The following is an 18243-nucleotide window of genomic DNA, read 5'->3' as shown; positions in this document are numbered from 1 at the left end:
TGGAATGGAGAGATCTATTGAAGCAGATTTAGCTTCGCTGAGCACTTTGTGGTTCTCGACTGCGTTGCACCCGATAGCTATCGGGTCCGCTCGAAATGACGATGAAGCAAGCCATTTCATTCCCCTGTTAAAACCATTTTTCCCCTTGCCTGCATCTTTTTATTTGTAACCAAAGTCTTTCTTCTAAAATAGATCAACGAAAGTATACTGCACACCCCACCAATTAATGGTATGGCAAACAAACACTGTTTAAAAAAGTGCATCCAACTGGTACCCGTTTCGCCAAACTCATGAAACAGCAGTATCGAAAAACTACCTACGTAGCCAATTGAATCGGCCACATACATAATAAAACCGATATTGCTTTTATAGTGAAAATTGGCAATCATCCGTTCAAAGAAAATGGCGTTATAGGGAATGTAGGCCATATACAGCCCCATCCCCAGTAAAGCCATCCAGCTAACAGGCCCTATGTACCCCCTATCGAAAAAGAATGTACTTACGCCGATCAGCAAACAGCCTGAAATAATCATGATGTGGATTACGGTAAAAGCTTTGAGGTTATCTTTAATCAAGATCAAAAGCCCCATCATCACCAATACCACAACCGAAATCAGGGTATCAATCTGCGTGTAGATATGGTTGTTATGAATACCTAAGCCATTCCAGATTTCTACTTCGAAATTATCGCGCATATCGCGGATACAGGTAAGCAGCACGTAGATGATAATGGTTAAGATGATACCCGGCAAAAATTTGGTGATAAACTTTCTGCGCTGTTTCGCATCCATCGGCACCCGCTTGGTACGTAACTCCTGATCTTCTTTTGAAGGCGGCGGAATAACCTCCAGGCAAAAAACAAACAGGAAAAGCGGAAGCAGAAAAACCAGTCCGGTAAGAAAAGGCATCCAATAATCGCTTACCGAAGCAAACGACATCAGCGTTCGGGCTACCGTTTTAACAAAACCTGAGGCAAATATTAAACTGATCGACATTAATGCACCCATAAATTCGGTTGTTTTCCTTCCTTCCAAATAGCTGAATACCAAACCCCAGATCATCCCCAAAGGGAAACCATTGAGGAAAAGAAATACAATATTGTAAGGAGCAGGTACCAAAGCAAATCCAAGCAGGGCAAGCCAGGAAAAAAGAATCAGAAAAATGATGCTCCGCGCCCGGTTACTTTTCCCCGATTCGGAAATAAAACGGATACCATAAAACTTACTTAATGTGTAACCTACCATTTGTGCAATAACCAACCAGACTTTATAATCGATATGCAGAAATTCCTGGTGCTCAAAAGTAGCAGAGGCAAAAGCTTTACGAAAGGCATAAATGCTGGTATAACAACCAAACGCTGCTATACCACCAAGCATTGTAATTAACCAATAAGGCCAATTGAGTGCTTTTTTGCGGGCAAGATGAAGTAAACTCATCCTAATATCTGCTTAAGTTGTTTATTATACCGAACACCACTAATTTGACTGACATATGTATTTTATCTAAAAACACAATAGTAAACATTGTTTATTATTAGTAAACAATATCAAGATTATCAAATTGTTAAGTTTTATCGCATAGGGCTTGTTTTATTTCGCAAAAGCTTCCAGTACCGGCCTTCCCCTCCAACTCTGCGGTTGTTGCAACCCCATTAACCAGGCTAGTGTTGCGGCGGTATCGTAGGTAACAATCGCATCTTTTAATTCGTGGTTTTTACGAACGCCAGGGCCTGAGATAATCCACGGAATCTGCACTTCATCGAGCGATTTACCACCATGGCCTTTACCTTTACCACCGTGATCGGCAGTAACCAGGATAACAGTTTCATCGGCTATGCCTGCATCGTTAACTGCTTTTAGAATCTTACCGATCCGCTGATCTACCAACTCCAGTTGTTTATAATAAGCCGGTGTACGGTGACCGATTGAATGCCCCGTACCATCAGGTTCGTCTAAATGCAGGAAGGTAAAATAAGGTTTTTCTTTTTTGATAATCGCAACAGTAGTATCCGTGCAAAAATCATCTTTATCGTTTCCGCTAACGATGATGTTTACTGCTTCTTTTTCAAATAAATAACCAATACCGCTCCAGCTATACACAATAGCTGTTTTAGCCTGTTTTTTTTGATCTCTGATTACACTAAATATCCCAGGGAACAAACCATAAGATGTTTTGGTAACAGATGGAATTTCGGGCACTTTACTGTCCCATTCGGTATAACCATGTTCAGTTGGCCCAGCACCCATTAACAGGGAAGCCCAGTTTACAGCACTGGAAGATGGCAATACACAGCGTGCCTGTGTAGTCCACGAGCCGTTGGCCATTAATGCCTTAAGATGAGGCATATTCGCCTCTGGCAAAGCGTAACCACCAAAACCATCACAACCAATTAAGATTACGTGTTTAATTTTTTTAGATTGTGCCTGCGCAAATACACATAAACAAAGTAACAATAAAGTACTTTTCAAAAATCTTTTCATATTCATATTTTCTATTACCAAACCTAAGATTGGTTTATAAAGATGAAAATAAATATTTGTTAAGTATTAATAAACTTTGTTTAACAAAATGTTACTCAAAAAAATAAATTACCAGCATTAGCGCTTTGCTATCGCCAACGTTAACCGGGGTATGTGAAAGCCTTCCATCGAAAAGCATGGAGTCTCCTTTTTCGAGTATAATTTTCTTTTTCGAAAACTGGTACTCTACCTTACCTTCTATCATGTATTTAAATTCGAAAGCTTCGGTTTTCACCATTGGGCGATGCGCATTCACTTCGAGCTCGAGCAACACAAAATCGGCAGTCGAAAATTTAATGTTCTTGGTTAAAATACGCGAGTAGTTAAAGCCTGTGGCCTGTTCCTTTTCGAACTTCTGGTACTGATCTTTTCGTTTCACCAGAACGGGGGCATCTTTTTTATGAAAATTGATATCCTTAAAAAAACTGTTCAGATCTATCTGCAGACTTTTAATAATATCCATTAATACCATTAAAGACGGAATGGTACGGCTATTTTCGATTTGAGAGATCAGTCCTTTACTTACCTCTGCTTTATTCGCAAGCTCCTGAACGGTAATACCCAGTTCTTTACGTCTTTCTTTAATTTTAAGGCTAATCTGTAAAAGAATTTCTTCTTGCATATGCTAAAATCGTGTTAATAACGCTAATGTATTATTTTATTCCTACAATCGAAATCAACAATCGCATTAGTTACCGAATTACATTTTTTAACATGCTTATAAAAACAAATCGCCGCCTTAATAAAGACGGCGATCGCAAAAATTTAACGGTAATGTCCGGGTACCCAATACCGACCGCCATGAGGGCCAATATTATAATGCCCGCGCACCCAATGTGCCCTTGGTGCACGCGCGCTTACCACGCATGCACTAAAATTAACCGCCATAACCAATAAGAGCAATGCATTTACAATCCTTTTCATAACCTAACCTTTTAAATTGAAAAATAAATCAAGCTTTATGCTGTGTGTTTTATTTTGACGCTTGGGTAAAAGAAAAGTTTAATTGGCATTGCTTTTACTCATAAAGTTAACCTCATGCTGAACTTGTTTCAGCATCTTTTTATTTCAAATAAGACCCTGAAATAAATTCAGGGTGACGCTGCACAGAAAAACGGCCTGACCATACTGGCCAGACCGCTTCATTTATATATTTAAAAAAGATTAGAAACTATATCTCAATCCCAATTGCATCTGGTAACGTGAGGCAAAGAAATCTTTTGAATAAGAGGTTACATCTTTCTGTGCAAAAGTATACACCGGATATGTTGTTGGTGTACCTGCAGTTGCCACCTTAATGCCTACACTAGCCATTGAGTTATAGGTATTAGGAGAGAAATACTGAATTCCCCAGTCTTTATTTACCAAATTGGTCAGGTTAATAATATCGTAAGTTAGGGTAAGTACATGTGGGTGCTTTCCTTTTGCCACCTGAATATCCTGAGCGAAACGGAAATCGGCCTGAACATTCCAAGGGGTGCGTGCGCCGTTACGCTCTGTAAAATCACCGCGACGGGTGCTCAGATATTTATCCCCGTTAATATAGTTATCAAATGCAGCAGCCTGCGCAATACCATCAGGTGTACTTGCAAAGAACTTGGCAGTTTCTCCTACAGCCGGAATGTACATCAAACTTACAGTTTGACCAGTTCCATTGATCCTGGTATTTACTAAACCCAATGAATATGGCGAACCCGACTGGCCGCTGAAGAATAAGGAGAAGTTAGACACATATTTACCGTTTTTAGCCCAATCTAACCTGTAATTGATGGTCGAAATAATCCTGTTACGGATATCAAAATTAGAATAAGCCAAGCCTGGGTTATTTGGACTAAGGGCCTGGTTTAACTGCCAGTTAGATTCCATTGAATTACGGATGCCATTGGCAATATCTTTCGATCGTCCGTAGGTATAAGCCACCATCATATCTAAACCCATAGGAAGTGATTTACTTACCTGTGCTGTTAAACTGTATTTGTATCCTTTATCTGTATTTGATAAAAGGTAAGCATTGGTATATAAAGGATTAATTTTAGTACCTGAATAAATCGGCATCTGTTTCTGTGTATCGTAAACCATGTATTTTGGATTATCTACATAGTTGATCTGTTGAAACTGCACATCTTTGATCACCTGGCTAAAAATTCCTTCCAATGTAAATTTCCACTGGTCATCAGTTTTATAATCGAAAGCCAAATTACTTCTCCAGGCTTTAGGCATTTTAAAGTTATTATCAACCAAATCTACCTGCGTAGCGCCACTTGCATCTTTAACATTTATGCCCTGGTTAGTTACATAACCTGCTTCGCCATTACCGGTTAAAGCATCTTTAATCGGATCGGAACCCGCAACCGGTTTCACGATTTTGCTAGGATCAGCATTTGTATAAACATACGATTTATCAAAAGCCCCGTAGTTAACTCCGTTATTGTAATAGGCATAACCTATCCATGCAAAAGGAACACGACTTGTAAATAAACCGGTACCGCCACGCATAACCAAACTTTGGTTACCTAATACATCGAAGTTAAAACCAACACGTGGAGAAATCTGTATTTTGTTCAGGAATTTTCCGGTAATTGATGATGGCTGCGTATAAGTATAAGTTGTACCATAGTTAGGATCAACCGGAGAGTTTGTTGTTTTTGAACTTAATGATGGCATATCAGGCAAGTTTGCCATATCAAAACGCAAACCCGGTGTTAATTTAAAACGATCGCCGATACGGATTTCGTCCTGACCATACACACTGTACATGTTCACATTAAATTCTGCAGTTGGGTTTGCAATGATGTTATCACGGCTGTTATCATCATAGTTATAGCTGGTACGTACCCTATTTGGCTGATTAGCCAGGAAATCGGCAACACTGCTATAAGCCACACGGCCATTCCATGAGTTTACAAAGCCATAATTGATTTTATAAAATTCGTTGTGTGTACCAACGGTAAAAGTATGGTTACCGGTGCTGTACGTAAAGTTATCGGTAAATTCGAAAGTGTTCTGTTTCATATTGAAGATACTTGCCTCACGATCGGTACCTAAAAACAATGTTCCACTGTTCGAAGCAATCTCAATCTGTGGCAAAGCCGGATTAGAAAGCGGATCACGATAATCGTGAACAGTAGAATAACCCACAATTAAGTTATTGGTAGCTGAATTGCCAAAACGGGTTTTCAGATCTGCAACAGTTGAAGTTTGATTGTTGTTCTGTTTAAAATCGATACCGCCAAACCTGAAATTAGACTGATCTCTTTCTAAGTTTGTTGCTTTCGAAATGATGGTGTTATTTCTGATGGTTAACTGGGTGCGCTCACTGATGTTCCAATCTAAGCGGTTAAAGAATTTGTTAGACTGCGAATAGATATTGTAATCGCCAAACGAACCTGCATCAACACCATAAGCTGTTTTCATGCGATCAGAAATCTGCTGTGCCTCAGTTAAGGTAAGCAATTTCATGTCAGACGATCCTGCACCTAAAATTACCGGATCCTGACGGCGGGTAATCTCTTCGTTGGTAAAGAAGAACAATTTATCCTTTATAATCGGGAAACCCACACGGAAACCGGTTTGATAATCGTGAAAAGCTGAAGGTTCTTTGCTGTTATCGCCAATTTTGTTTCTACCGATCAGTGAAGCGTTACGGCCATAACCATAAACCGATCCTACAACCTCATTTGTACCACCACGCGTAACGGCGTTAATACTACCACCTAAAAAGTTACCGACTTTAACATCATAAGGAGAAAGCAAAACAGTAACATCCTGGATCGCATCAAGTGAAACCGGGTTGGTACGTGTACTGCTTCCCGGCATGCCAGAGCTTCCGCTCTGACCACCTAATGAAGGACTAAAACCAATGGCATCATTGTTAATCGCACCATCAATGGTCACGTTGTTATACCTGAAGTTGGTACCGCCAAAGGTATTGTCTTTACTGCCCTGAGGGGTTACGCGGGTAACGTCCTGCAAACTGCGGTTCATAGTTGGCAAAGTTTTAATCTGACCTTCGCCAATACTGGTACCTGCACCAGATTTTGTTCCGCCTTTTTGGCCTTTAACACTTACTTCGGCCAATTGGTTGCCCTGCTCCTGAAGATCGATATCGAGCTTTACGTCGTTACCCAGAGTTAAATAAATATTTTCTTTAACCACCGGACTATAACCCACAAAGGTTATGGTGATTTTGTACGGCCCGCCCGGGTTTAAGTTACCAATGCGGTAAAGGCCGTTCTCATTTGACGAACCTTTAGATACCGTACCTGTTGGAACGTGTATCATTACAATGGTTGCCCCTGGGATGATACCCTTATTATCCTTAATCTTTCCATTAATACTAGATGTTGTAACCTGTGCCTGAGCAAATGCGACCAAGAGCAGCAGAATACTTACTAGGGATAGTATGCGTGATTTCATTTTCTGTTATTTTATTTTTATGCAAAACAACAGTCCTAATGTTAATTAAATATTAACAATAAATTAAGTTTAACATTACGTTAACAATATGAAAATCAGAATAATACAATAAGAAAACAATTCCTTAACAACCAATATTTCAGGCCGGAATATGATGAAGAATAGAAAGCCCAAAGATGAAAACGAAAGATGAAGATTTAATGAAGTTTGGGATAGTCCAAAGTCCAAAGTCGATTAAACGGCCATGCGTTTGGAGCCAGGCGTTTAACAATGATAACCGACTTCAATTAACAATAGAACAAATTTCTTCTCCCTGTTAACTAATGAACTAATGACAAATGAACTAATAAAACCTATATATTATCTTTGCAGGCATGACAATTAGATTAGCCGTAACAGCAGATATTCCGAAAATAATGCACCTGGTAAGTAAAGTTGTACCCTTAATGCGTGCTGCAGGGAATTTCCAGTGGGGAGATGATTATCCGAACCCAGGAGTATTCACCAGCGATATTACCATCGGTCAGTTATGGGTAGCTGAGCTGGAAGAGCAGGTTGTTGGTGTTTCTGCAATTACTACAGATCAAGATCCCGAGTATGCTGATGCAGGTTGGGATATTAACGAAAAAGCCATTGTTACACACCGTTTAGCAGTAGACCCTGATTGCCAGGGCATGGGTATCGCCAGGGCTTTGATGAACCAGGCCGAGGCGGTAGCAAAAGCTTCGGGTATTTCCATCTTAAGGGTGGATACCAATAGCGAAAATATGGCCACCCAGGCGCTTTTCCCGAAGCTCGGCTATCAGTTTAGTGGTGAAATTAGCTTGGCTAAACGACCTGGCCTCCGTTTCTTTTGTTATCAAAAATTATTGTAATTATTAGCTTAAACTTTTAACAAACCACGAAACCCTCTTGCGGCATAATACGATTGTGCGCCATTGTGATACACGAACACATGATCGTAGCGGCGATCACCGAAAAGGGCACCACCTAATTTTCTGATTTCGGGAGGAGTAACAATCCAACTCGATGTTTTGATATCGAATTTTCCAAGTTGCTGCAAAAACCGGTACTGTTCTTCTGTTAAGAGTTCTACACCCATTGCAGCAGCCATATCAACCGCATTATTTTCCGGCTGGTGCTCTTTTCTCGATTCCAGCCCTTCCAAATCATAACAAATACTTCTACGGCCTTTAGGGCTTTCTGCCGAACAATCGTAAAAAATATATTCGCCCGTTTTTTTATCATAATCAACAACATCAGGTTCGCCGCCGGTTATTTCCATTTCATCGAGTATCCATAGTTTTTCGGGCTGGGCAACTAACCTTTCTTCTACTTTAACCCATTCAATACCTTTATGGCGGTCCATGTTTTTCTCAAAACGGGCTTTTAAAGTATGGAGGAGTTCTTCTGCTTGCACTGCCAGCAACTCTTTTTTATTGTTATTTATTTTACTCATCAGTTTATTTTGGTTAAAATCCTTCGACTATAAATAGTTTTGAAGCGCAATGCCTGTATTAAACACTAAGTTTCTTCCCGTTTTCTGCTTTTACGCTTCGCTTCCTCGTACCTCGTTGCTGCAGGGTAACGCTTCAACCGGGGCTAAATGGCTATGGCAGTTTTTCATTTTGGGGCTTGCAGGGCGCACAAACCCTTGCTCCTAAACCGGATTGCAGCGAACACGAAGTGTAACGGAGTAAAGCGAAAAGCCGGACTGAGGGCCTCCAAGAAACACAAACCGCTCATTTCCTAATTTCAAAAAACACTAATCTACCTGGGGCACAATGCCTTTACACTACATTAAAAGATCCTTCGACTACGCTCAGGATGACAAACCAATAGTGATAACATCCGACACCACAAAATAGGGAACGATTAGTCATTCAATCCTTTGCCACTTAATATCTGCGGCAGAAATTTTTCCACCCTTGCCTCACGGGTTTTAGCTTGCTTGGGTACCGAAAAATGAAGCAGATAAGCCCTTTGACGGCCAGGCGTTAAGGCTTCGAATGCCGTTTTTAAATCTGGAATATGATCCAATTTACTTTGAAACTCAGCCGGAATCTTATATTCGGTAGTTTTCTTCAGTTCTACTTTCAAACCAGCTTTTTCCGCTTCAATGGCTTCATAAAGATAAGTCTTCAAAATGGGTTTCAGTTCCACTATTTCGAGAGCGTTGATAAAGCGCGCCTGTCTTGCTGATTGTACATTCTTTGTCTGCTGGATCAAGATCCCTGCGGCATCATTCAATAAAACGCCCTTGAAAAACAAAAATGCGCAGTATTCTTTAAAATCATGTATTAAAACGATGTTGCTGTTGTGCCAGGTATAACAGGGCACTCCCCATTTTAATTCTTCGGTAAGCCCACAATCTAAGGCAATTGCCCGCAGCAGCAACAGTTCTTCCTGCCATTTTTTTGCTTTGTTAAAATAAAAATCAACTTTTGGATTCGTTTTCATATCAGTCGAATTTGTTTATTCCTTTGCCCTGTTCCTTCCTTATGGTTTCAGCGTCTGTATCATAAATATAGAATTGTCATCCTGAGCTTGTCGAAGGACATATTTTAAATGCCTTACAAGGCGTTTCGACAGGCTCAACGTGACAAATTCAATTGAATTACAAATATGATACAGCCTCTTTTCTATCTGAAGGCCTAAAATACCACGACACTATAGTTAACACAAGTAGCAACGTTGGCCCGAAGTATGCAGAAGTACTAGTATCGCCAATTGCAATGTGCGAAAAAACAGCACCAGACATGGCAAAGAAAAAACCTGCATAAGCCCATTCTTTCAATAAAGTAAATTTAGGAATTAACACCGCAACAACGCCCAAAATTTTCCAAATCCCCAATATAGTCAGAAAATAAAGCGGATACCCCAATTGCATAAACAATGCCACTTCTTCTTTCATTTTTATCAGCTGTACTATTCCTGTTGATAACATGCCTAACGATAGCCAAACGGTGGCTATCCAATAGATAATTTTGTTTCTCTTTGTCATAATGTGTTATTTTAATTGATTTACAATGTTTTGCAAACGGTTATGTGCCATATTAATACCCTGAGCAAAAGGCAAGGCGAGTATTTGATTTCTTAATGCTACCGATCTGTAAATCACATGCATAGTAAGTTTACTACGATCATCGGTTAGTTTTTCGAAGGTTAAAAACTCAAGCTGAACGCCAAAAGGTGTCTGCTCCATTTCGAATGTCCGCGTTATTTTTTCATCAGGCAAAAACTCGTGTATCACGCCGGTGGCTACAAACGCTACGTTCCCTTTAGCATCAGCCGTTTCGAACTGGTAACTGCCGTACTTTTTGTTTTCAAGTTTCAACACTTTCGTTCCCATCCATTGTGCTATAATTTCAGGCTCAACATAAGCCTTAAAAAGCAATGCTACAGGTAGATCAAATTCTCTGGTAATGATTATTTCCTGTTTGCCATTTTCGGCATCAATTTTTGTTTTCTGCTCCATGTTACGCTATTTGCTTGGTTTATAGTTTTTCATGATATCTTCTAATTTATTAAACCTGTCGTCCCACATTTTGCGGAACGGCTCAATAAAATCAGCAATTTCTTTCATTTTTTTTGCGTTAGTGTGGTAATGAATTTCTCTGCCGTTTTGTTTTTGCTCTAACAACTCGCACTCGGTAAGGATCTGCAGGTGCTTTGAAACAGTTGGCCTTGCGGTGTCGAAATTGGTAGCTATTGCTCCGGCCGTCATAGACTGCGAGGCCACCAACAACAGTATCGCCCTTCTTGTAGGGTCGGCAATGGCCTGAAATACATCTCTTCTTAAATTCATTATGTAGCTATTTGACTACAAATATAAATGTAGTCATTTAACTACGCAAGTTTTTATAAAAGTTTTTTTTATAAAGCTTTCTTCAACAGACCGTCATAAGTTTGGCTTCTTCCGTCATATCCATTAAAACACCAGGATCCTGCTTGTTAAATTGAATATATTTGAACCAGATGCAGTTTACGCAACAAGCAAACTGCGCATAGAAGATAAAGCCTAAAACGAACCTTAAACGATATGAAAACGTATAAAATATACCAGATAGATGCTTTTACAAAGGAGAGATTTAGCGGAAATCCGGCGGGCGTAGTTGTAGATGCCGATGGGCTGACTGATGCTCAAATGCAACAGATTGCCAAAGAATTAAACAATTCTGAAACAGCCTTTCTTTTTTCTCCCGACGACAATGATTCTGATGGCTTAATCAGGTATTTTACACCAACATCGGAAGTTCCCATTTGTGGCCACGCTACAATTGCCGCGATGTATGCAAAAGCTATTGAATACAATTTAGACGCTTGTATTTTGAAATATAAAACCAAGGTTGGCACACTTCCTTTTGAGATCGTCAAAAAAAATGAGGATTACCAAATTATAATGACCCAAGGTAAATTTGAACTCAGCCCGATATTCGATCCCGCTACCACTCAACAAATATTATCAGCGCTAGGACTTCATTATAACGATATTGATGAAAGATGCCCGGTCCAGATTGCTTCTACAGGACATTCAAAAGTGATGATCGGGATAAAAAGCAGAGAAAAGCTGAACAATCTTACCCCTGATTACAATAATTTGATTGACCGAAGTAAACAGATTAATTGCAATGGCTATTTTGTATTCACATTTGACTCGGATGATGATGACATATTAACCTACGGAAGAATGTTTGCCCCTGCAATCGGAATAAATGAAGATCCGGTTACAGGTAATGCAAACGGACCATTAGGCGGATACCTTATACAAAATAAAATTGTTGATTTTAAGGATAGCCTCTTCGAATTCAATGGTAAACAAGGAGAAAAGATAAACAGGCTCGGAATGATAAGCGTTAGTGTCGGAATTGAAAATGGTCTACCCTCGCTAATTAAGATAAAAGGTGATGCTACGGTTGTTTTTAAAACTGAAATTAAAATATAACAATTAAAGGCTTTAAACATTTCAGCATAAATTTCGCCTACCCCCCCTCTAAACGCAAAAAGCCCACAACTTTCGTTGCGGGCTTTGGCTCCCTCTGCTGGGCTTCCCGGCGAATCGGGATCTACTCCCCAGCGACCCTCTGATTAATCCCGATGTATCGGGACGCTAACCAGCTGAGCTAATTCACTCAAATCATTAATTTCTAAAACATTTTTTTTCAATTATTAATCGGCTCTAGGATTAACGAGAATTATCTAGAAAAAAATAATTGATTAATTTAATTATTGCAAAAATGTTAAAGATTAGAAGTGAGCTTATTATTCTGAAGAATATGAATTAGGTATCTGGTATAAAAACTATTGTTCCACAAAAAATTGAGCGGTCATGAAAGATTAAAAGTCTTTAATAAGTGATTATTGGAGCAAGAACTTTAAACAGTTTTTATTTATAAATTTGATGTATAAATATGCTATAAATGTTCGCGATTTTCCAAAAATACCTTACCGATAAGATAGAGCTTTCCAACGACGAAATGCAATTAATTGAATCCGTTTGCAAAGTAAAAAAGCTCCGCAAAAAACAATTTCTTTTTCAGGAAGGCGATATTTGGCATTACAATGCATTTATCTGTAGAGGATTGGTAAAAACATTTTCTATCGCCGAGAATGGCACAGAATATATCATCAATTTTGCTCCCGAAAATTATTGGACAGGCGATCGCGAAAGCCTTACTAATGGAACTCCGTCTCGCTTAAATATTGATGCAATAGAACCCACCGAATTACTTCTGATCGAAAAGACTGATTTTGAAAAATTATGTTCACAAATTCCACAGCTTAATCAAATGGTGAATCAGATCATTCAGAAAAGTTTTATTGTTTCTCAAAACAGAATTTTGGCTAATATCAGTTTTACCGCAGAGGAAAAATATCAGAATTTCCTTGAAAAATACCCTCATATCGTTAACCGAATTCCTCAGCATATGATTGCTTCTTACATCGGCATTACTCCAGAAACCCTTACCAGACTCCGCAGGAACATGGTGAAGAAATAAAAATCGTCCAATTCATTGACATTTGTTTGCTATTTTTTCAAGCTTTTGTCAATGGAAAACAATCCCCTGTGACTGCATTTTTGTCTTATTAAAATAACAATCAAAATTTAATAAAATGAATAAGACAGTTTTCATCACAGGAACAAGTACAGGATTTGGCAAATTGACTGCAGCTACTCTTGCCAACGCCGGTTATACCGTAATTGCAGGAATGCGTGGCATCAACGAAAAAAATAAAACGGTTGCAAAAGAACTCAGTTCAAAACCTAATATTGAAGTAGTAGAAATAGACGTTACAGATAATTCTTCCGTAACCAACGCTTTTGAGAGAACACTTGAAAAATATGGCAAAATTGATGTATTGGTCAATAATGCAGCCGTTTCCGGATTCGGATTATTGGAAGCTTACAGTTTGGATAAAATCCGCCAGATGTTTGAAGTTAATTTTTATGGAGTGATCAGAACTTATCAGGCAGTTCTACCTTCTATGAGAGAACATAAAAGCGGGTTGATTATTAATATAACTTCTGGAGCAAGTGCACACACTTCACCTTTTATGGTTCCTTATTTTGCTTCAAAATTTGGAGTGGAAAGTATTACAGAAGGTTTACAAGATGAATTAAAACAGTTCAATATTGATAATGTTTCCATCCAGCCAGGCGTTTATCCAACCGAAATGAACACAGGTGAAAAAGCAGGAGTTAATTCAGATAAACCTCAAATTTCTGATGCCTATAATCCGGTTGCAACAGAACAGTTTAATGCTATTGGTGCAGCGTTATTTGGAAAAATGAAAGAATTCAATATGAATCCTCAAACCATTGCAGATGGAATTCTGGAATTGATACAAATGAAAGAAGGTTCTCGTCCATTGCGCTTTCCATTAGATGCTGTTGCTCAGGGAACAGATTTAGAGTTCATCAATGCAAGAGCCGAACTTAAAGCTAAATGGCTTGCAAAATACAGCGAATAATTAGAACTTTAAATAATAACTAAAGGTTGGGATATTTTTATTCCAGCCTTTTTTGATTTTAAAATTTTCTCAATGCTATTTTTTTTAGGAGCTTAATCCCGCTTTCCACTATATCTTTTGATCCGCTTTGCTCCACAAAAGGATGCCGTTGCAATCGGGGCTAGAACAATGCTTAATATTAAAAATCATCCATTTCATTGACATTTGTTTGCTTTTTTTTCAAGCTTTTATCAATGGTAGAAGACATTGAAATGTTAGAAATTTGCTTCATCAAACAACAAAAAAATTAAAAAGATGAACAATTTAAAAAAACAAATCAAAGTAAATCTAACTGCAATTGCAAGCGCTATATTATTGTCAACTTCTGTTTCTCAAGTTAAAGCACAGCAAGATGTGGGAATTCTTGGTGTAGATCACATAGGAATTAATGTTCCGAATATGAATCAGGCGGTGAGATTTTTTAAAGATGTATTGGGATTTTCTCCTGTTACTACTTTAGGGCCAATTGCATTGGATGATGCCTGGAAAAAAATAAATCATATGCAGACTGCAACAGGTCCGGTTACAATAAAAATGGTAAAAGCAGGAACTGGTGCCAACATCGAATTATTCGAATATAAAGATAACAAAGGCAGCAATCTACAACCTGGCGGAGACGATATAGGAGCAAGCCATATCGCTTTTTATACTGATGACATCAAGCAAAGTGTTAATTATTTAAAAAGCAAAGGCGTTCAGTTTTTGGGAGAACCTTTTTTAACACCATCCGGAGATACACAAGGAGAGAGCTGGGTATATTTTACAACACCCTGGGGTTCTAAAATGGAACTGGTTTCATATCCAAACGGAAAAGGCTACGAAAAAAATAATCCCGCAACAATCTTATGGTCTCCTAAAAATCCTTCAGAAAAATCAAATACTTCTAAAAATATGAAAACATTATCAGAATCAGAAATCCGTTCATTAGTCGATTTACACTTGGCAATTTGGAACGAGAGAGACATAACAAAACGTGAAAAATTAATGAAAGAAGTCTATGCAGACAACATCGAAATGGTTGACAGTCATTTTATCGCAGTCGGGCATAAAGAAATCAACGGGTTTGTTGATGATTTGCAAAAGAAAAGTCCAAACTCAAGATTTACTCATATCAAAGCGATAGACGTTAATCATAACATTCCAAGATTGTATTGGCAAAACGGCACTCTTGAAAAGCCAAATGCCGTAACCGGAATGGATCTTTTTGTTTTCGAAAACGGAAAAGCAATTAAACTTTATGTTTTTGTGGACAAATAACCAAATTAAATTACACCTCAAAATAACAATTAACAATTTTTAAAAAATCAATTATGAAAGCTTCAGTAATCAATCAAAATTCAGAGAACGAAAAATTAATCCGTGAGTTATACAGAATCGCAGAAGAACAGGATACACAAGGCTTTGTTGACCTTTTTGCAGGAGACGGATATTTCTGGGATGTATCTGCAGGAACTAAATATTACGGACAAGACATTGGGAAAACAGTAGATATTTATGCAACAGCTTTCCCGGATATGCACAGAGAATTGTATGACTTGTATGTTTTAGAAAATGAAAATACAGTGGTGGTAGAATTATCTTTAAATGGGACTCACAAAGGCCCGCTTCAGTTACCTTCAGGAACGATTCCGGCTACAAACAAAATAATGCAGACACCTTGTTGTGATGTTTTCAAAATCGAAAATGGGAAGATAAAATCGTTCCATTGTTACACTGCAGCAACCATACTTTTGGGTCAGTTAGGAATTCTTTAATTTAAAATAAATCAAGGTAATTGAATATTAACTCCCTTGATTTTAATAAATTATAAATCATGAAAAACATTATAGATCTTTTAAATTGGCGATACGCAGTCAAAAGAATGACAGGCGAAAAAGTTTCGGAAGAGCTGATCAATACGATTTTAGAAGCAGCACATCTCGCCCCATCAGGAATCGGATTACAGCCTTACGAAATTTTCGTCATCAGCAATCCTGAAATCAAAAAGCAGATTCTGCCGATTGCAATGAATCAAGCTCCGGTTGTTGAATCTTCACATCTTTTAGTTTTCACAGTTTGGGACGAATATACAAAGGAAAGGATAGACCACGTTTTTGATCATTTAATTTCAAAACGAAACGCTGAATCTGCATCTTACGAAAGACAAAGGCACTTTGCTAAAGCGTTTTTCGGAAATATGAGCATTGAAGAAAATTTTCATCACGCAGCCAAACAGGCAAATATTGCTTTAGGATTGGCAATGGTTGCTGCCGCATCACAAGGAATTGATACAACGCCAATGGAAGGTTTCGATCCTGCCGGTCTTGATGAGTTTCTTAGCTTACCTTCAAAAGGCCTAAGAAGTTAATGCTTTTGGCAGTCGGTTATCGTGACGACGAAAACGACTGGAATTTGAAGAATGAAAAAGTACGCAAACCGATGGAAGAATTTGTGACTTTTTTTTTATGATAAATTACCACTAATAAAGAGAGCCATTAAAAATGTGTATTTTAGTAAAAGCGTCCACCCTATACCACACTATCCAGTCATCTGGGGCTTTATCTTTTTAGAGCCTTTCCGCTTCAGCGTTATGATCCGGATGCTATGGTTCCAAAGGCTATACGCTCCAAAGCAGCTCTTTTGCTCCTCAAAAAGCCCAGACCACTTCCAAAAGCAGCAGCCAGTTAGTTTATTTCTTTTCTGAACACGCGTTTAAACTCTATAATGGCAGCAAAACCTGCAATCCTATTGAATCTAACAGCATCGGACCCAAAAAAGCCGAGAATATAAATTATAATCTATTCGCTTAGAAGGCATTAGCAAAGCAAGTTTGAGAATTTTAGAGGCTTTGCACAGTATGGGTGCAGACACTGGGCTCGAACCAAAAATCGGCCTTTATTTACAGTATGCAACGATTTGAAAATCAGCTAAAAACAAAAATACCCTTCACGATATCGTGAAGGGCATTGGCTCCCTCTGCTGGGCTCCCTTCGTCTGCACTCAGGATAAACTTCTCGCCCAGTCCTAAATGCAAAAAAGCCCACAACTTTCGTTGCGGGCTTTGCTCCCTCTGCTGGGCTCGAACCAGCGACCCTCTGATTAACAGTCAGATGCTCTAACCAGCTGAGCTAAGAAGGAGTACTGGTCGTTTCCTAAAACGAGGTTCTTTGCACTATACAGCACACATACCCTTGTTCGTTTTGGGAATGCAATATTAGGGCTTTTAAATTATTTATGCAATATTTGCAGTGAAAAATTTTAAAAAAAAATCAACACATAGATATGAGCCTGATAATCATAGGTACTGTAGCTTTTGATGCTATTGAAACTCCTTTCGGAAAAACAGATAAAATTGTAGGTGGAGCAGCAACTTACGCAAGTTTAGCGGCGTCCTACTTTTATAATAAAGCAAAAATTGTAGCAGTAGTAGGTGATGATTTTCATCAATCAGACATTAACACCTTCACCACACACGGTATTGATACCGAAGGACTACAGATTAAAGCAGGTGAAAAATCATTTTTCTGGTCTGGAAAATACCATAACGACATGAATAGCCGCGATACTTTAATTACGGAATTGAATGTACTGGAAAATTTCGACCCGATTATCCCGGAGAGCTATCAAGACTGCGAATACCTGATGTTAGGAAACCTAACCCCACAGGTGCAGCAAACGGTAATTAAACGCCTTAAAAACCGCCCGAAATTAATCGTAATGGACACCATGAACTTCTGGATGGATATTATGATGGATGATTTACTGGAAACCATTAAAATGGTAGATGTACTAACGATCAATGATGCCGAAGCGCGTCAGTTATCGGGCGAATACTCATTGGTTAAAGCTGCTAAAAAAATCCTTGCCATGGGACCAAAATATCTGATCATTAAAAAAGGCGAGCATGGTGCATTGTTATTCCATGAAGATCAGATTTTCTCCGCTCCGGCTTTGCCTTTGGCAGAAGTATTTGATCCAACTGGTGCCGGCGATACTTTTGCAGGAGGCTTTATCGGTTATTTGGCTAAAGTGGGTACAATCAACTTCAATAACATGAAAAACGCGATCATTTATGGCTCTGCACTGGCTTCTTTCTGCGTAGAGAAATTTGGAACGGAAAGGTTATTAAATTTAACCGATGAAGAAGTGGCAGCAAGAATCCAGGAATTTGTAAGCTTAAGTGCTTTCACTATAGAAGTATAGTAAGTTATACGGTTTGCAGTTTTAATTGCAAATAAACGAACCGCAGATTTAGAGGTACATTTCTTTATATCTGCGGTTTTTTATTTACAGGGGATCGTCATTCCCATAAGCGTAA

18 protein-coding genes and 1 tRNA gene are annotated in these 18243 nt (G+C 38.7%); 8 read left to right on the top strand and 11 right to left on the bottom strand.

Going from position 1 to position 18243, the window contains the following annotated elements:
• Positions 1–116: 116 nt before the first annotated feature.
• The 5 genes from AC07VK_RS14075 to AC07VK_RS14055 form a co-directional block, all read right to left on the bottom strand.
• Positions 117–1436 carry a DUF5690 family protein gene (locus AC07VK_RS14075; protein WP_492961197.1) on the bottom strand — a complete coding sequence of 440 codons (1320 nt, stop codon included), beginning with the start codon at positions 1434–1436 and terminating at the stop codon, positions 117–119.
• 153 nt (positions 1437–1589) lie between these two features.
• Entirely contained in the window at positions 1590–2480 is an 891-nt protein-coding gene (locus tag AC07VK_RS14070) for an alkaline phosphatase family protein (protein ID WP_492961195.1), read from the bottom strand.
• A 91-nt stretch (positions 2481–2571) separates the two neighbouring features.
• Positions 2572–3141 (bottom strand): helix-turn-helix domain-containing protein, encoded by a 570-nt coding sequence (locus tag AC07VK_RS14065; RefSeq protein ID WP_057931281.1) that lies wholly within the window; start codon positions 3139–3141, stop codon positions 2572–2574.
• A 143-nt stretch (positions 3142–3284) separates the two neighbouring features.
• Positions 3285–3443: a hypothetical protein gene (locus tag AC07VK_RS14060; RefSeq protein WP_167346157.1), complete on the bottom strand. Its 159-nt coding sequence runs from the start codon at positions 3441–3443 to the stop codon at positions 3285–3287.
• Positions 3444–3683: 240 nt separating this feature from the next.
• Positions 3684–6935 (bottom strand): TonB-dependent receptor, encoded by a 3252-nt coding sequence (locus AC07VK_RS14055; protein WP_492961193.1) that lies wholly within the window; start codon positions 6933–6935, stop codon positions 3684–3686.
• Between the two features lie 374 nt (positions 6936–7309).
• On the opposite strand from AC07VK_RS14055, the gene AC07VK_RS14050 reads away from it, so the two are divergent.
• Positions 7310–7810, top strand: a complete 501-nt coding sequence (locus AC07VK_RS14050) for a GNAT family N-acetyltransferase (RefSeq protein WP_492961191.1) — start codon at positions 7310–7312, stop codon at positions 7808–7810.
• Positions 7811–7818: 8 nt separating this feature from the next.
• Here the strand turns inward: AC07VK_RS14050 and AC07VK_RS14045 are convergent, their stop codons facing one another.
• The 5 genes from AC07VK_RS14045 to AC07VK_RS14025 form a co-directional block, all read right to left on the bottom strand.
• Complete coding sequence (locus AC07VK_RS14045; protein ID WP_492961189.1) at positions 7819–8394, bottom strand: DUF4256 domain-containing protein; 576 nt, start codon at positions 8392–8394, stop codon at positions 7819–7821.
• A 416-nt stretch (positions 8395–8810) separates the two neighbouring features.
• Positions 8811–9395 carry a YdeI/OmpD-associated family protein gene (locus tag AC07VK_RS14040; RefSeq protein WP_492961187.1) on the bottom strand — a complete coding sequence of 195 codons (585 nt, stop codon included), beginning with the start codon at positions 9393–9395 and terminating at the stop codon, positions 8811–8813.
• Positions 9396–9552: 157 nt separating this feature from the next.
• Positions 9553–9939, bottom strand: coding sequence for a DoxX family protein (locus AC07VK_RS14035; protein WP_492961185.1), 387 nt, complete (start codon positions 9937–9939; stop codon positions 9553–9555).
• 6 nt (positions 9940–9945) lie between these two features.
• Positions 9946–10413 (bottom strand): SRPBCC domain-containing protein, encoded by a 468-nt coding sequence (locus AC07VK_RS14030; protein WP_492961183.1) that lies wholly within the window; start codon positions 10411–10413, stop codon positions 9946–9948.
• Between the two features lie 6 nt (positions 10414–10419).
• Positions 10420–10743, bottom strand: coding sequence for an ArsR/SmtB family transcription factor (locus AC07VK_RS14025; protein WP_057931288.1), 324 nt, complete (start codon positions 10741–10743; stop codon positions 10420–10422).
• Positions 10744–10977: 234 nt separating this feature from the next.
• Here AC07VK_RS14025 and AC07VK_RS14020 point away from each other — a divergent pair, with 234 nt between their 5' ends.
• From AC07VK_RS14020 to AC07VK_RS13995, 6 genes are all read left to right on the top strand, one after another.
• The gene (locus tag AC07VK_RS14020; RefSeq protein WP_492961181.1) at positions 10978–11880 is read left to right on the top strand and encodes a PhzF family isomerase; all 903 of its coding nucleotides are present in this window, start codon (positions 10978–10980) and stop codon (positions 11878–11880) included.
• Positions 11881–12355: 475 nt separating this feature from the next.
• Positions 12356–12934: a Crp/Fnr family transcriptional regulator gene (locus AC07VK_RS14015; RefSeq protein WP_492961179.1), complete on the top strand. Its 579-nt coding sequence runs from the start codon at positions 12356–12358 to the stop codon at positions 12932–12934.
• A gap of 115 nt (positions 12935–13049) precedes the next feature.
• Positions 13050–13907, top strand: a complete 858-nt coding sequence (locus AC07VK_RS14010) for an SDR family oxidoreductase (protein WP_492961177.1) — start codon at positions 13050–13052, stop codon at positions 13905–13907.
• Between the two features lie 294 nt (positions 13908–14201).
• Positions 14202–15203: a VOC family protein gene (locus AC07VK_RS14005; RefSeq protein WP_492961175.1), complete on the top strand. Its 1002-nt coding sequence runs from the start codon at positions 14202–14204 to the stop codon at positions 15201–15203.
• A gap of 53 nt (positions 15204–15256) precedes the next feature.
• Positions 15257–15700 (top strand): nuclear transport factor 2 family protein, encoded by a 444-nt coding sequence (locus AC07VK_RS14000; RefSeq protein WP_492961173.1) that lies wholly within the window; start codon positions 15257–15259, stop codon positions 15698–15700.
• A 59-nt stretch (positions 15701–15759) separates the two neighbouring features.
• Entirely contained in the window at positions 15760–16293 is a 534-nt protein-coding gene (locus AC07VK_RS13995; protein WP_492961171.1) for a nitroreductase family protein, read from the top strand.
• Positions 16294–16989: 696 nt separating this feature from the next.
• Here AC07VK_RS13995 and AC07VK_RS13990 read toward each other — a convergent pair.
• Positions 16990–17063 (bottom strand) — tRNA-Asn (locus AC07VK_RS13990).
• Positions 17064–17207: 144 nt separating this feature from the next.
• On the opposite strand from AC07VK_RS13990, the gene AC07VK_RS13985 reads away from it, so the two are divergent.
• On the top strand, positions 17208–18128 hold the full coding sequence (locus AC07VK_RS13985; RefSeq protein WP_057931291.1) for a PfkB family carbohydrate kinase: 921 nt from the start codon (positions 17208–17210) through the stop codon (positions 18126–18128).
• Positions 18129–18243 lie beyond the last annotated feature (115 nt).

It is taken from the genome of Pedobacter sp. GW821-FHT01D05 (assembly GCF_059422505.1).
The sequence above is the reverse complement of the archived record's forward strand: the minus strand, read 5'-3'. Positions and strand labels throughout refer to the sequence as shown.

Bases quoted from the DNA above. Each gene is read 5' to 3' on its own strand.
- AC07VK_RS14050 (WP_492961191.1), top strand. From the start codon at position 7,310: ATGACAATTAGATTAGCCGTAACAGCAGATATTCCGAAAATAATGCAC.
- AC07VK_RS14015 (WP_492961179.1), top strand. From the start codon at position 12,356: ATGTTCGCGATTTTCCAAAAATACCTTACCGATAAGATAGAGCTTTCC.
- AC07VK_RS14045 (WP_492961189.1), bottom strand. From the start codon at position 8,394: ATGAGTAAAATAAATAACAATAAAAAAGAGTTGCTGGCAGTGCAAGCA.
- AC07VK_RS14000 (WP_492961173.1), top strand. From the start codon at position 15,257: ATGAAAGCTTCAGTAATCAATCAAAATTCAGAGAACGAAAAATTAATC.
- AC07VK_RS14020 (WP_492961181.1), top strand. From the start codon at position 10,978: ATGAAAACGTATAAAATATACCAGATAGATGCTTTTACAAAGGAGAGA.
- AC07VK_RS14075 (WP_492961197.1), bottom strand. From the start codon at position 1,436: ATGAGTTTACTTCATCTTGCCCGCAAAAAAGCACTCAATTGGCCTTAT.
- AC07VK_RS14005 (WP_492961175.1), top strand. From the start codon at position 14,202: ATGAACAATTTAAAAAAACAAATCAAAGTAAATCTAACTGCAATTGCA.
- AC07VK_RS14025 (WP_057931288.1), bottom strand. From the start codon at position 10,743: ATGAATTTAAGAAGAGATGTATTTCAGGCCATTGCCGACCCTACAAGA.
- AC07VK_RS14030 (WP_492961183.1), bottom strand. From the start codon at position 10,413: ATGGAGCAGAAAACAAAAATTGATGCCGAAAATGGCAAACAGGAAATA.
- AC07VK_RS14040 (WP_492961187.1), bottom strand. From the start codon at position 9,395: ATGAAAACGAATCCAAAAGTTGATTTTTATTTTAACAAAGCAAAAAAA.
- AC07VK_RS14065 (WP_057931281.1), bottom strand. From the start codon at position 3,141: ATGCAAGAAGAAATTCTTTTACAGATTAGCCTTAAAATTAAAGAAAGA.
- AC07VK_RS14035 (WP_492961185.1), bottom strand. From the start codon at position 9,939: ATGACAAAGAGAAACAAAATTATCTATTGGATAGCCACCGTTTGGCTA.
- AC07VK_RS14010 (WP_492961177.1), top strand. From the start codon at position 13,050: ATGAATAAGACAGTTTTCATCACAGGAACAAGTACAGGATTTGGCAAA.
- AC07VK_RS14060 (WP_167346157.1), bottom strand. From the start codon at position 3,443: ATGAAAAGGATTGTAAATGCATTGCTCTTATTGGTTATGGCGGTTAAT.
- AC07VK_RS14070 (WP_492961195.1), bottom strand. From the start codon at position 2,480: ATGAAAAGATTTTTGAAAAGTACTTTATTGTTACTTTGTTTATGTGTA.
- AC07VK_RS13995 (WP_492961171.1), top strand. From the start codon at position 15,760: ATGAAAAACATTATAGATCTTTTAAATTGGCGATACGCAGTCAAAAGA.
- AC07VK_RS13985 (WP_057931291.1), top strand. From the start codon at position 17,208: ATGAGCCTGATAATCATAGGTACTGTAGCTTTTGATGCTATTGAAACT.
- AC07VK_RS14055 (WP_492961193.1), bottom strand. From the start codon at position 6,935: ATGAAATCACGCATACTATCCCTAGTAAGTATTCTGCTGCTCTTGGTC.